We start from the raw sequence: 15,029 nt of genomic DNA, 5'->3' as shown, positions 1-15,029 counted from the left end.
CATATAAATGATTATTGCCATTACTATTTTTTCAGTAATGACAATAATCTTATATATTTATTATGAATTTGCCTTAATATCTTTACAAATTAAATTTTGTATTTAATGTTACATTTTAAATATTACCATGATAACTAATAAGATAAACAAAATTGTATATAATATCATTCCAGGATTTTTTATCACAAGTCCAAACTTCTCTATTTTTGTTAAATTCAAAGTGCTGTTCTCTAATATAATCTCATCTCTATTAAGAATAAATAATACTACGCCTGCTGACATACTAACAACAACCAACATGCTTACTATAGCAGTTAATATTATATTATTCATCAATGAAACTTCTGGTATAATTACCGATCCAAAAATATTTATGCACATATGAAGAATGATGGAGTATTTAATTGTTCCAGTTCTTACTACTGTATATCCAAGAATGCATCCTAATGCAACTGCATAGAAAAATTGCGATAAATTTCCATGAAACATTCCAAATGCAAGTGCTGATAAAAAGATGCTAAAAGAATCTCCAAATCTACGTAGTCTAGATAGAAGAATTTTTCTAAAAATCACTTCTTCCATAATAGGTGCTAAAATTCCAACAAAAAACAATGTTTCAAGGATATTAACTTTACTTAAAAGATCATTAAGAGGATTGTCTATCGGACTTCCCTTCAAAAGAGATATTAAAAAATTAATACCAACTCCTAATATATTGAATATATACATAGTTCCAAAACTTATTATTAAAATCTTAATTAACTGAATTATGGTTAAGCTAGATTTTTCTGCTGTATTTTCTTTAGGTATTTTCCTAAGTATTAGCCAAAAAATAGGAAGTCCTATAAAATATATTGGTAATGTGCCCGCAATAAAATTAAAAACAGAAGTCTTTGTTAAGCTTCGAAAAAATATCTTACATAATATTGAAACTATTACCGCTCCAACTTGTGAAAATACAACTAATGCTGTTAAGGCCCATCCAATTCTATTCATAACTTTTCTATTTTGCTTCTTTTCCATTTGTATATCATAAAGATCACTCATATATTACTCTCCTTAATAGGCTTATTATTTAATATTATTAACCTTATAATTTTTTTAATTATAGATTTGATCATAAATATAGTTCTCTATAGTTCTCTTAGTATAAATATACCTCATTAAATAATACTTATGCCAACATTTAATTGATGTTAAAAATAATCCATACCACTTTATATTTTTGATTTAAATAACACCAGTGGTAATTCAATTTCAAATGTTGTTCCAATTTCGCTATCTACAATTTTTATATCTCCATTATGTTTGTTTAGTATCTTTTTTGTTATCGACAGACCAAGTCCAGTACCACCCGTTTTAGAATTTCTGGATTTATCAATCCTTACAAAGGGATTAAATATTTTTTCTCTATATTGCTTTGGAATCATCTCACCATCATCTGATAAAATAATATAAAAATTAGTATCTCGAATTTCAGTCCTTATGCTAAGCTTTCCACCTATTCGATTATATTTAATCTTATTATCTAAAACATTATTTATTGCTCTCGATAACTTTTCTTTATCGACCATTACATAGTATGCGTCTTCAGTTATATCAAAATCATATTCAAATTTTTTATGCTCGAATTCTGGAATATAATTAGCAATAGTTTGTCTTATAAATTCAGAAATATCTGTTTTTACTGTACTAATTTTATAATCAGTATTATTGTATAATGAAAATTCGAATAGATCATTTATTAATTTGTTAGCTCTATGTGAATTTCCATTTATAATATTTAAATACTCTAGTCTCTCATCTTCTTTTAAATCATTATTATTAATCAAAATTTCACTATAGCCTAAAATAGACGCTAGAGGATTTTTCAAATCATGAGATATATCTAATATTAAACTATCTTTTGATTTCTCTAACTTTTCTTTTTCTCTTCTTTCATCTTGTATAGTTTCTGCCATCATATTAAATCCATTTGCTAATTCTAAAAATTCATTTTTTTTATCAATATCAAGACGTACGTCATAATTACCTTGAGATATCTCTATTACTCCATTTAATAATGTTTTTATTGGTTTTATAAAGGCTCTTGAAGTTGCTTTTGCTAAAACATATACGATCAAAAGAATTAGTATTATATTGAAAAAAATCATTACCTTTATCAATGTATTATGGGAAATCGCCCTAGTAATTATACTTGGCTTTGTTACCATATCATAAGGACATCCAATAACAACCAATGAATCTTCATCTTTTAAATACCTGCTATACAAACAATATTTAATATTATCTTTTGTCTCAATTATTGAATTATTAAATTCTGAAAAGACAGAATATGTCCTAAAATCATCATTTAAGGAAATTTGATTTTCTTTAGATACTCCAAATAAATCCATATAACTTTGCAAATTTATGTTTTTGAATTCTTCAATAACATTTCCTCTTAAGTAGGAAATGTTATTTTTATTATTTATCTTTATCATAAAACCATTTATTTCTGCTAATTCATCATCATTTATGCTTTTATAATCATTTACTAGCTTGTCCTCTAGATGTTCAAAATAAGAATTGTATGTTCGTGAATTACATAAAAATTCATATGCCGTAATAGAACCAATAACAGCTAAAAATATTATTACAGTAATTGCAATATATCCAATGAAATATGTAAAAAATAATTCAGTTGTAACACTTCTTCTAACCTTTTTAGTTCTCATTAATGTTGATCCTTTCAACCTTATAACCTATTCCTCTTATATTCTTTATGTAAATAGGATTCTTTGGATCATCCTCTATTTTCTCTCTAATATGGCTTAAATGAACCATTATATTGTTAGAGTCATCAAAATAGGCTTCTTCCCAAACATTCTCATAAATCTGCTTTTTAGTAAAAACTTTTCCTAAATTAGAAATCAACAATTTCAAAATTTTAAATTCTTTTGGATTCAAATCTATCTTTTTATTCCCTTTATATACTTCAAAAGTTTCAGTAAATAATTTTAATTCGCCTGTCATATACATTACATCTTTATGTTCAGTATATTTATAGCATCTTCTAAGATTAGATGCCACTCTAGCTGATAGTTCAATTGGACTAATAGGCTTTACTAAATAGTCGTCTGCTCCAAGCCCTAATGCCAGCACTTTATCTGAATCATTTCCCATTGCTGTAATGCAAATTATAGGAATGGTTGAAACAGCTCGTACCTTCTGTATTACCGAAATTCCATCAACCTCTGGCATCATTATATCTAATAAAATTAAATCTATTTTCTCATTTTCAAATATCATTAAAGCTTCCTTACCATCAGCTGCTTCATAAATATCATAATCTTCTTTTCTCATATGTAATGAAATAAGATTTCTAATATCTTTTTCATCTTCAACTATTAGAATATTCATAAATTCAACTCCTCTTTTAACTATGATTATATTTTAACATAAATTCATGAAGCTAAAAAATTAACTTTATTATAAGTCTATTTATGCACGTTTTAATTTTATATAGTAGTTTTTTATTGCTCAAGTAAGAATCTAACTGTATAATTATTATGTAAATATTTACCAAAAGGATAGTGATTTTATGATCAAAAATATAAGTAGAATATGCTCTTTTTCACTACTATTTTTACTTTCAGCCCTTACATTAAAAGAACTCCGAATAATGAGCTATTCAGATGACTTAAAAAACATATTTTATTTTTTAACATTAATTTTAATTATGTTTTCATCTGTCACAACACTTTTAACAAATAAATCTGGCTTCTTTAAATTTGTGAGTGTTGTCATTATTGCCACTCTTACAGGTGGTGGTATTCTGTCCATACTAAAGCCTGGATTAAACATATCTATATATGTCTGCATAATTCTTATAGCAGTATATTCATTAATTGATATATTTTATAAAGCAGCTTAGCTTATAAACAAATAAAAAGTTAAGAATTTTTATATTCCTAACTTTTTATTTGTTTATGCCTTATTGTTTTAAATATGCATTTATAAACATATCTATTTCTCCATCCATTACAGCTGTAACATTTGATGTTTCCACATTTGTTCTATGGTCTTTAACCATGCTATAAGGATGGAATACATATGATCTTATCTGGCTTCCCCATCCCATATCTTTTAGCTCACCAGTTAAGTCCTCGATTTTCTCCTTATGTGCTCTTTCCTTTAATTCAACCAATTTAGATTTAAGCATCTCCATTGCAGTATCTTTATTAGCAAACTGACTTCTTTCATTTTGACACTGTACAACTATCCCTGTAGGAAGGTGTGTAATTCTAACTGCTGAATCAGTTTTATTGACGTGCTGGCCACCAGCACCTCCCGAACGATAAGTATCTATTCTAAGATCATCAGGTTTTATATTTATATCCTGCTCCTTTGTTAATTCTGGAAGCACTTCCATAGATGCAAAAGATGTTTGTCTCTTACCATTTGCATTATATGGTGAAATTCTGACTAATCTATGAATTCCCTTTTCCGCCTTTAGATATCCATATGCATATTCCCCAATAACCTTCAAGGTAACACTTTTAATTCCAGCTTCATCCCCTGGAAGTAAATCTAAGGTTTCAAGACTATAACCTTGTTTTTCGCACCATCTTGTGTACATTCTTAATAGCATTTCAGTCCAATCATTAGCATCTGTACCACCAACCCCAACATGTAGAGTAAGGATAGCGTTATTTTTATCATATTCTCCAGACAAAAGCACTTTCATATTATAATCATCTATCTTATCTTCTATTCCTTTTATTGTCTGAATTATTTCACTTGCAGATTCTTCGTCATCCTCTTCCATGATTTCTTTTAATACTTCTATATCCTCAATATCAGATTTCAATTTATCAAAATTTTCAATTTTATCTTTTATTAATTTACTTTTTTTAGTGACTTCCTCTGCTCTTTTGGAATCATCCCAAAAGCCTGCTTCCTGCATTTGGCATTCTAACTCATGAAGTTCTCTCTCTAAACCTCCTCTGTCAAAGTGAAGCCCCCATTTCTTCTATAGATTTTTTTAAATTAGGAAGCTTCATTAATTCTTTTTCAAGCTCAATAATCATATAATCACCCCGTTCTATCAGTTTACAGTTAACAATTGACAGTTAACAGTTAATTTAATCTAGTAAAAATTCCGCAGAAATTCAAATTGCCTTCAATCAATAATAACAATTCTTCAAAATATCTACGGAATTTATTATATCATATCTATTCTTTCAAAATTTATATCTAAAAACTCTGTAAAGTATTAACACTAACAGCTAATTCTTAAACATTCACTTAACTGTGAACTTTAATCTGTTAACTGAATTAAGCTTCTCTTCCGCAGCAATTTTTATATTTCTTTCCACTACCACATGGGCATAATTCATTTCTACCATGCTTATCAATGTTTCTAACTGGTGCTGCTGGGCTTTCATTTGCTGGAGCTACTCCTGAACCTGGACCAACTGCTGCACTTGATGCTTCTGCATGGACTGCTGCTGTTTCTTGTGCAACTCTTACTCTTTCAGGTGCTACTTCTATCTTAACATGGAATAATAGTTTGACAGTTTCTTCTTTGATTGCTCTAATCATTTCATCAAACATCTCACTACCTTCCATTTGGTATGCTTGAACTGGATCAACTTGCTTAAATGATTGGAAACCAATACCTTGCTTTAAATGATCCATGTTATCTATATGATTCATCCATTTTGTATCAACAGCCCTTAAAAGAACAACTCTTTCAATTTCTCTTAATCTTTCTGAACCAAATTCTTCTTCCTTTTTCTCATAGAATTCACGTGCAGTTTCAAATAAGCTTTCAGTTATATCTTCATTTGACAAGTTTTCAAGGCTAGGCAGATTAACTGAATTTGGTGGTATACATATTTCTTGTAAGGCTACCATTAGATGAAGGAATTCTTCTCTATAATTCTCTGATTCACCTGTAATATGTGCATTAACAGCATTTCCTATAATTTCCTTTGTCATTCCTAATACTTCTTCTTTTACATCTTCGCCTTCAAGTACTTCTGATCTTTGCTTGTAAATAACTTCTCTTTGAACATTCATTACATCATCATAACCTAATAATTGTTTTCTTGTATCAAAGTTGTTACCTTCAACCTTCTTTTGAGCATTTTCTATAGCTTTCGAAACCATTTTGCTCTCAATTGCTTCGTCTTCTTTAAGACCTAGTTTTCCAACAACGCCTTGAATTTTTTCTGATCCAAATATTCTCATTAAATCATCTTCTAATGAGATAAAGAATGTAGATTCTCCTGGGTCTCCTTGTCTTCCTGAACGCCCTCTTAATTGGTTATCTATTCTTCTTGATTCATGTCTTTCAGTACCTACTATCTTAAGACCTCCAAGTTCAACTACTCCTTCACCAAGCTTAATATCAGTACCACGCCCTGCCATGTTAGTAGCTATAGTAACCATACCCTTTTCACCAGCATGACTTATTATTTCAGCTTCCTGTTCATGGAATTTAGCATTTAATACTTGATGTGGTACTCCCTTTTTCTTAAGCATACTCGAAACAAGCTCTGATTTTTCAATACTTACAGTACCAACTAGAACTGGTTGACCTTTAGCATGAGCTTCTTCTACTTCATCAGCAACTGCTTTTATCTTTCCAATTTCAGTACTAAATACTAAATCCGGATTATCTTTTCTTGCAATTGGCCTATGTGTTGGAATAACAATAACATCTAATCCATAAATTTCTCTAAATTCATTTTCTTCTGTTAATGCTGTACCAGTCATACCTGATAATTTTTTATACATTCTGAAATAATTTTGGAATGTAATAGTAGCTAAAGTTTTTGATTCTCTTGCAATCTTAACTCCTTCTTTAGCTTCTATTGCTTGGTGAAGACCATCTGAATATCTTCTACCTTCCATAAGTCTTCCTGTAAATTCATCAACAATTATTACTTCTCCATCCTTAACCATATAATCTTTATCTCTTCTCATGGCAAAGTTAGCTTTTAAGGCTTGAGTTACGTAATGTTGTAATTCTATATTTTCAGCATCTGCATAGTTTGCAACTTTAAATGTTGTTTCTGCTTTTCTTACACCTTCATCAGTTAATAATATTGCATTAACTTTTTCATCTTTTGTAAAATCTCTTTCTTCTACTAACTTCTTTGCAAAATAATCTGCAACCTTATAAAATTCAGTAGATTTTTCTCCCTGACCTGAAATTATAAGTGGTGTTCTAGCTTCATCTATTAAAATTGAGTCAACTTCATCGACTATTGCAAAATTTAATGGCTTTTGAACTCTTTCTTCTTTATAGATAACCATGTTATCTCTTAAATAGTCAAATCCAAATTCATTATTTGTTCCATAAGTAATATCTGAAGCATATGCTTCTCTTCTTTGATCATTATTTAATTCATGTACAATAACCCCTGTAGTTAATCCTAAGAAGCCATACAACTCACCCATCTGCTCTGCATCTCTTTTTGCAAGATAGTCATTAACAGTTACTATATGAACTCCATTTCCGCTTAATCCATTTAAATATGCTGGTAATGTTGCAACTAAAGTTTTACCTTCACCAGTTTTCATTTCTGATATTCTTCCTTGGTGAAGTACCATTCCACCCATAAGTTGTTCGTCGTAATGCTTCATCCCTAAAACTCTTGTTGAAGCCTCTCTTACAACTGCAAATGCTTCTGCTAAAATATCATCTAAAGTTTCTCCATTAGCTAATCTTTCTTTAAATTCTTCAGTTTTTGCTTTAAGCTCCTCATCAGAAAGTTTCTGCATGTTTTCATCTAAATCATTTATTTTTTGTATAGTAGGTTTAAGTCTTTTAACTTCTCTTTCACTATATGTTCCAAATACGGCATCTAATAGTCCCATAATGTCATCCTTTCGAAATTATATATTTCACATTAAATTTTATAAATCTTTTCTTTAAAATTTAATTTCTGTTTTATTTTTCAAATCACGTATTCTATAATTATAGCATTTTATCTATGTTCTTTTCAAGAAAACTAGTGATTTTTGTATTAGATCCTATGTAAAACGGCTAATATTAACTTTTTCTTAACATTTATATTGTTACTATTTATAATTTTTGACATAAATATCAATATTAATTCTTCATCTAACTTAAAATAAACTATTATTTTTATACCAAACCAAAAAAGAACTGTCCAAATGTAGTTTTCATACACATTGGACAGCCGCTTTATGTTTAACTTATATAAATTCAGGTTCTAATAATCCGTAATCTCCATCTTTCCTCTTGTAAACTACATTTACCTTACTGCTATCTGCATCCTGATATACAAAGAAATTATGTCCTAATAAATCCATTTGAAGAATAGCTTCTTCAGAATTCATTGGTTTAACACCGAATTTTTTTACTTTAACTAATTTTCCATGTTCCTCTTCTTCAGCTTTTATATCTATATTATTTATTTCACCAAATTTTAACGATTCGCTATGTTTTCTTGATAATCGAGTTTTTTGCTTTCTAATTTGTCTTTCTAATTTGTCTTCAACCAAATCTAATGATTTGTACATATCCGAAGTTGCTTCTTCCCCTCTTAATATTACCCCATTGAATGGAATCATTACTTCGATTTTATGCCTATTTTTTTGAACGCTTAATGTAGCCTTTGCTTCTACATTTCCTGAGAAATACTTTTCCAATTTGCTTATCTTCTTTTGCACTATTTCCCTTAGTGCATCTGTTAGTTCCATATTCTTTGCTATAACTGTAACTCTCATTAGCTCCAGCCCCTCTCATTTGAAAAAGTTTTTAACTTAAAATTAACTTGTTTTTAAGTTAATAATATTTTATCACTTTTCAGCAAACTTAACAAGAAAATTATCAGTAAATTCTGATAATTAATACTAAAAAAATATACTTATTGTCTAACAGACCAAATTGTTTCATTTATAACTTATTTTAATAATCATATAAGGTAAAGCTAGCTGACCTGGTTTTTGACCCCACACTCGCCTGCTGGAGCTTTCGCTACTAAAATTTAATTCCTCACTACTAACCCTCTCAGTACACACTGGCAGGACTTACTTCTATACCGCACCATGCTCCTTAGACATTTTATCTAAATTACGTGGATCGTTTTGCCTGCGACTAGCTTCGACTTTCAACCACAAACCTAGCTTTACATTAATATTATATATGACTTTTGGCCAAGGTCAATAGTTTTATATCTTTTATCTTAATTTTTTTTAATAATCTGCATGCTTCATTGATTGTTGCTCCTGTAGTTGTTACATCATCAATTAGTATAATATTACAATCATCCAATCTTAAACCAGCCTTTAATTTAAATGCATCTTTTATGTTTTCGTATCTCTCATCTTTTTTCAATGTCTTTTGCTCTTTAGTTTCTCTGCTTTTAATTAATACTTCTAAGACTTCAATACATAAATCTCTAGCTATTTTTCTTGCAATATATTCGCATTGATTAAATCCCCGAACTTTTCTAGATTTTTTAGATAACGGAATATATGTTATTATGTATTCTTTATAATTAAAATTCTTTATAATATAATCCTCAAGTAACTCCGCTAATATATCTCCTGCCGTAAAATTATGTTTATATTTGAACTTTAATATTAATTCTTTTAATACGCCGCCATAATATCCATAACTTATTATTTTGTCTTGATATAAAATATCTATAGTCTTTATACTTTTTTTACAATGTTCGCATATTCCAAAACAATCCTCCTCTTTACAAATAATGCAGTAATTTTCCCTTGGATATACTACTTCAATTATTCCTTCCCATATGTTTCTTATAATTCTATTAAACGCTTTTCCCATACTTTTTTATTGAATTCTCTTGCCATATTTTTCGCTTTTTCCATATCTTCTGACACCTCATTTGCTACCAAAAGAATCTCTGGAAGCTTTGAATTTATATTTCTTATTTGACCACATATATATAATATTTTTTTATAATTGTATCTTTCATTGTCAGAAAATAGTATTACTGAATCATCAACATAGCAATATTCAAGTAACTCCTCTATCTTATTTGTTATTATAAATATTGACTTATCTTTATATTTTAATACCTTTTCAGACATTTTAATTTCATCACTTCTAGATACTTTTATTATTTTAACATCAGAAAGTTTAAGTTTATTGACAAAATAATCATTAACTATATTAAGCTTTTCTTTGTTAGGTACGCAAATAACTACCTTATGATTATTTTCCTTAAACCACTTAAGGTAGTCATACAAAGTAAATGGGATATCTGAATTTAAATCTATTCTAGTTGTTAATATTCTAGGCTCTACAAAAGGTTTTTTATAATTGTACGCTGCAAGTTCAAACTTTTCCCCAATTAATGTCATTTTTTCTATACTGTATAGTAAAACTCTTTCCCCTAAATTAGTACAGTTTTCTAATATTTCTCTTACATTTACTCTACTTATATTAGAGAAGTATGTTATATCATCGAAAATGACCAAGTCATACTGTGAAGTGATTTTTGACAAATTATTATAGTGTATAAATGTCAAATTTGAACTTGAAGATTTTTTTTCAATATATGAATGAGTTATGCTTGAATTAAATTCTCTTATTGTATTAATTAATTCCTTGTTTTCTCCATTTTTTCCCCATACATATAATATCTTTCCATCGTTTTGAGCAATCTTACTTATTATATTTGAAAAAACACATGCAGTATTAAATGGAACTGTAATTATAGTTAAAACCTTAATATTCTTCTTATACCAATAATCTATTTTATCAAATGCATACTTCAAATCTTCTAGAGTTACTTTACATTCATTCCTCATACACATATCTCCTCAATTACACGCTTCTATATAAATTAACCATTGACTTATAATCTATAAATTTTAATATATAGACTTATAAAAAGTCTTCTATTCAGTAATAAGTTTAAGAAATATAACTTTTAACTAACTTAATACCTTTACTCCCCAAATTCATCTTTAGTTATTATATCTCTTATTCTATATTTTAAAGCAGAATATCTTTCTATACTATTTGTATTATTTATCATATACATTAATGCTTTTTGAAAACCAACTACTACTACTAATTGTTTAGCTCTTGTAATTCCAGTATATAGCAAATTACGGTTCATCAGAAATGGTGATCCCATAAATGCTGGAATAATTACAACTTTAAACTCACTTCCCTGGCTCTTGTGAATTGTAGTCGCATATGCCAAATCCAATTCATCTAAAAAGTTAAAATCATAAATAACTTTTCTTTCCTCATCAAATACGATTGTTAAAACTTTATTCTCCTCATCAATGTTTTGGATGAATCCTAAATCCCCATTATAAACTCCAACGCCTTCATTTTCACCATTTCCACTGACGCTAATCCACTTTAGTGTATAATTATTTTTTGTTTGCATAACCTTATCGCCTTCTCTAAATATTATATCTCGAGAAGTTTTCTCTTTTTTGTCTTTTGATTGTGGATTAAATATTTCTTGAAGCCTATTATTTAAATTAGATACTCCAAGAGTTCCTTTTCTCATAGGTGTTAATACCTGCATATCCTTTAATATATCCCACGATTTATTAAACTTTGGAAGACGTCTATTTATTAAGTCTATTATGGTATTTACAATTCTTTCTTGATTTTCTTCACTAATAAAGAAAAAATCTTTATCTTTTTGATTCAGTAGTGGCATTTGACCTTCGTTTATCCTATGAGCATTTACTACAATTAAACTCTCAGAGCCCTGCCTAAATATTTCTTTTAATCTTACTACCTTTATATATTCACTCTCTATAAGATCCTTTAATACATTTCCTGCTCCAACAGACGGTAATTGATCAACGTCTCCAACAATTATTAATCTTGTACCTAATTTAATAGCCTTAAGTAAACTCTGCATTAAGATTATATCAATCATAGATGCCTCATCAATTATTATTACATCACAATCTAAAGGTGAGGATTCTCCTCTCTCAAAAACTGACTCATCCTCTTCTGAAACTCCCATTTCTAAAAGTCTATGGATAGTTTTAGCTCCTCTTCCTGTTGATTCAGTCATTCTTTTAGCAGCTCTTCCTGTTGGTGCCCCAAGCATTACCTTCATACCATTATTCTCATAGATATGTATTATCGCCTTTATAATTGTTGTTTTTCCTGTTCCTGGCCCACCTGTTATTATTTCTATTCCATTACTAAACGCCCCAAGTATTGCCTCTCTTTGAGACTCAGCAAATTTTATTTTCTGTTCCTTTTCAAAAACATCAATCTCAAAATCAATATCTGAGTTTATTGTTTGTATTTGCTGCAATCCTAAAGTTATTATTTTACTTGTTACTCCAAGTTCACAATAGTAATACTGAAGTAAGAAGCCTGCTTCAATACCATTAATGTTTTCAACAACTATTATCTGTTTTGCTGCCATGTCATAGATGGTTTTTTCAATCACATCTCTTGAAATCAGTAAATTTCTTTCACATTCTTCTATTATATTATCTTTTGGCATAAATGTGTTTCCTGAAGCGCAAAATTGATTCATAACATACTTAATTCCACTTTGAATTCTAAAGTCAGAATCACTTTTAACACCAATGCTCATAGCAATTCTATCTGCTGTTTTAAATCCAATACCTGAAATCTCATCACATAGTATATAAGGATTATTGCATACTATCTGCCTTGCATTTGGTCCAAACTTTTTATAAATTTTTACACATTGATTATTAGTCACTCCATGTTTATTAAAATATAGAATTATATCCTTTAGACCTTGCTGCTCTACATAAGATTCATATATAATCTGGAACTTCTTTTCTCCTATCCCCTCTATCTCCATAAGTCTTTCAATGTGGTTTTCCATTATATCAAGGGTATCTTCTCCAAACTTACCTATTATCTTTTTAGCTGTAACTGGACCAATCCCATGGATTATACCTGCGCTTAAATATTTCTCTATACCATCTAATGAAGTTGGTAGAAGTTCTTCATAATCTTGAATATTAAATTGATTACCAAACTGCTTATGCACAGTCCAATAACCTGTTAACTTTACATTTTGACCTTCTTTTAAAAAAGGAACTGTACCTACAGCACTGATTAAATTTTTCTCTGTCCTAATCCTGCAAACTACATAACCTGTATCTTCACTTTTAAAAACAATATTTTCAATAAAACCACTTAGAACTTCCATAAGATCTCTCCAACTCTTTTATGTATATTAATTTACAACCTATCTCAATCTTCACTTTGTTTTTATTATATCATAAATACATTATACGCTAACTTTTCATCAAGTATTGCATTTGTGTTATAATTATATCCTTTTATGGAGTATATATAATTTTTTGCAACGAAAAGCTGCCTTAAATCAACTTTAAGGCAGCTTGCATCTAATCATTATATATATTTTTTTATTTCTTCTACTTTATTTAATTGTTCCCATGGTAAATTTAAATCATTTCTTCCAAAGTGTCCATAAGCAGCTGTTTGTTTATATATAGGTCTTCTTAAATCAAGATCTCTAATTATAGCTCCTGGTCTTAAATCAAACACTTTTTCTACTATTTCAACGATTTTATCTTCATCTATTTTTCCTGTTCCAAATGTTTCTACTTCAATTGACACTGGCTTAGCAACACCAATTGCATATGCTAATTGAATTTCTAGCTTATCTGCAACACCTGCAGCAACTAGGTTTTTAGCAACCCATCTTGCAGCATAAGCAGCTGATCTATCTACCTTTGTTGGATCTTTTCCTGAGAAAGCACCACCGCCGTGTCTTCCATATCCACCGTATGTATCAACTATTATCTTTCTTCCTGTTAAACCTGAATCTCCTTGAGGTCCTCCAACAACGAATCTTCCTGTTGGATTAATGAAGTATCTAGTTTTGCTATCTAATAATTCAGCTGGAACAACAGCATCAATAACATACTTCTTAACATCTGCTTGGATTTGTTCTAAAGAAACTTTATCATCATGTTGTGTTGATATAACGATAGTATCAATTCTCTTTGGCTTATTATCTTCATATTCAACTGTAACTTGAGTTTTACCATCTGGTCTTAAATAACCTAATGTATCATTCTTTCTTACTTCTGTAAGTCTTCTTGATAACTTATGAGCCATAAATATTGGAAGTGGCATAAAGTCTTCAGTTTCATTAGTTGCAAAACCAAACATCATTCCTTGATCTCCAGCTCCTACAGCTTCAACCTCATCTTTTTCACCTTTTTTAGATTCAAAGGCTTCATCTACACCCATAGCAATATCCGCTGATTGTTCATCTATTGATGTAAGAACTGCACAAGTATCACAGTCAAATCCAAATTTTGCTCTGTCATACCCAATTCCTCTTACTGTTTCTCTTACTACTTTTGGAATATCAACATAACAATTAGTTGATATTTCTCCCATTACCATTACCATACCAGTAGTTGTACATGTTTCACATGCAACTCTTGCAAGTGGATCTTTTTCTAATAAAGCATCTAATATAGCATCTGAGATTTGGTCACACATTTTATCTGGATGGCCTTCTGTAACTGATTCTGAAGTAAATAATCTTCTCATTTTTTTCTCTCCTTAACTTAAATATTTGAAATAATTATTATATTTTTCTTTTGTTAATCAGGTTTGTACAAACTTAAGATAAATGAAAAAAACTCTTCGATAAGAAGAGTATAATTTTATAAATCACTTTCTTATCTTGTAGAAACACCTCTACAGGAATTGGCACCTTATATAATACAGGTTGCCGGGTTTCATAGGGCCCTTTCCCTCCACCTCTCTTGATAAGAGTCACATCATTTAATTTTCAAAAAGTATTTTACCACATCACTCAAAATTAGTCAACATTATAGAATACAATCCAGAGTTAAATTATAGAATCCAATCAATATACTATCTAATTACATACAGGTATATTAGATAGTACTTTATGATTATAAAGTACAAATAAAAAAAGAACAAACTAAGTTTATTCTTTTCTGGTGGAGGAAGATGGATTCGAACCATCGAAACGAAACGTAACAGATTTACAGTC

Annotated in this window: 11 protein-coding genes and 1 riboswitch; of the genes, 1 reads left to right on the top strand and 10 read right to left on the bottom strand. The window is 29.3% G+C overall.

The genetic code is table 11. The features are described 5' to 3' along the window. Positions 1 to 108: 108 nt before the first annotated feature. From CLOBL_RS19540 to CLOBL_RS19530, 3 genes are all read right to left on the bottom strand, one after another. On the bottom strand, positions 109 to 1,047 hold the full coding sequence (locus tag CLOBL_RS19540) for a type II CAAX endopeptidase family protein (RefSeq protein ID WP_077860551.1): 939 nt from the start codon (positions 1,045 to 1,047) through the stop codon (positions 109 to 111). A gap of 170 nt (positions 1,048 to 1,217) precedes the next feature. Beyond that, on the bottom strand, positions 1,218 to 2,717 hold the full coding sequence (locus CLOBL_RS19535) for a HAMP domain-containing sensor histidine kinase (RefSeq protein WP_077860569.1): 1,500 nt from the start codon (positions 2,715 to 2,717) through the stop codon (positions 1,218 to 1,220). Continuing rightward, positions 2,707 to 3,402, bottom strand: coding sequence for a response regulator transcription factor (locus tag CLOBL_RS19530; protein ID WP_077860550.1), 696 nt, complete (start codon positions 3,400 to 3,402; stop codon positions 2,707 to 2,709). The genes CLOBL_RS19535 and CLOBL_RS19530 overlap by 11 nt, the downstream gene beginning before the upstream one ends. A gap of 181 nt (positions 3,403 to 3,583) precedes the next feature. On the opposite strand from CLOBL_RS19530, the gene CLOBL_RS19525 reads away from it, so the two are divergent. Further along, positions 3,584 to 3,916: a hypothetical protein gene (locus CLOBL_RS19525; RefSeq protein ID WP_077860549.1), complete on the top strand. Its 333-nt coding sequence runs from the start codon at positions 3,584 to 3,586 to the stop codon at positions 3,914 to 3,916. A gap of 60 nt (positions 3,917 to 3,976) precedes the next feature. Here CLOBL_RS19525 and prfB read toward each other — a convergent pair. The 7 genes from prfB to metK all read right to left on the bottom strand — a co-directional run bounded on the left by prfB (position 3,977) and on the right by metK (position 14,557). Continuing rightward, positions 3,977 to 5,072, bottom strand: a protein-coding gene (gene prfB / locus CLOBL_RS19520) for a peptide chain release factor 2 (protein WP_009168157.1) whose coding sequence is annotated in 2 segments (ribosomal slippage) — positions 3,977 to 4,993 and positions 4,995 to 5,072 — 1,095 coding nt in all. Because the reading frame shifts where the segments join, the coding sequence is not laid out codon by codon here. Between the two features lie 247 nt (positions 5,073 to 5,319). Next, entirely contained in the window at positions 5,320 to 7,872 is a 2,553-nt protein-coding gene (secA, locus tag CLOBL_RS19515) for a preprotein translocase subunit SecA (RefSeq protein ID WP_077860548.1), read from the bottom strand. Between the two features lie 342 nt (positions 7,873 to 8,214). Continuing rightward, a complete protein-coding gene (gene raiA, locus CLOBL_RS19510; protein ID WP_077860547.1) occupies positions 8,215 to 8,748 on the bottom strand; it encodes a ribosome-associated translation inhibitor RaiA in 534 nt (177 codons plus the stop codon). Between the two features lie 412 nt (positions 8,749 to 9,160). After that, positions 9,161 to 9,817, bottom strand: a complete 657-nt coding sequence (locus tag CLOBL_RS19505; RefSeq protein WP_077860546.1) for a phosphoribosyltransferase family protein — start codon at positions 9,815 to 9,817, stop codon at positions 9,161 to 9,163. Further along, complete coding sequence (locus tag CLOBL_RS19500) at positions 9,790 to 10,806, bottom strand: hypothetical protein (RefSeq protein WP_077860545.1); 1,017 nt, start codon at positions 10,804 to 10,806, stop codon at positions 9,790 to 9,792. The genes CLOBL_RS19505 and CLOBL_RS19500 overlap by 28 nt, the downstream gene beginning before the upstream one ends. A gap of 140 nt (positions 10,807 to 10,946) precedes the next feature. Then, a complete protein-coding gene (locus CLOBL_RS19495) occupies positions 10,947 to 13,175 on the bottom strand; it encodes an ATP-dependent RecD-like DNA helicase (protein WP_077860544.1) in 2,229 nt (742 codons plus the stop codon). 206 nt (positions 13,176 to 13,381) lie between these two features. Continuing rightward, entirely contained in the window at positions 13,382 to 14,557 is a 1,176-nt protein-coding gene (gene metK, locus CLOBL_RS19490) for a methionine adenosyltransferase (RefSeq protein WP_009168151.1), read from the bottom strand. Between the two features lie 128 nt (positions 14,558 to 14,685). Beyond that, a riboswitch (SAM riboswitch) is annotated at positions 14,686 to 14,785 on the bottom strand. Between the last annotated feature and the right edge of the window lie 244 nt (positions 14,786 to 15,029).

The sequence above is a fragment of the Clostridium sp. BL-8 genome, from assembly GCF_002006495.1.
Taxonomy (GTDB): domain Bacteria; phylum Bacillota; class Clostridia; order Clostridiales; family Clostridiaceae; genus Clostridium.
The sequence above is the reverse complement of the archived record's forward strand: the minus strand, read 5'-3'. Positions and strand labels throughout refer to the sequence as shown.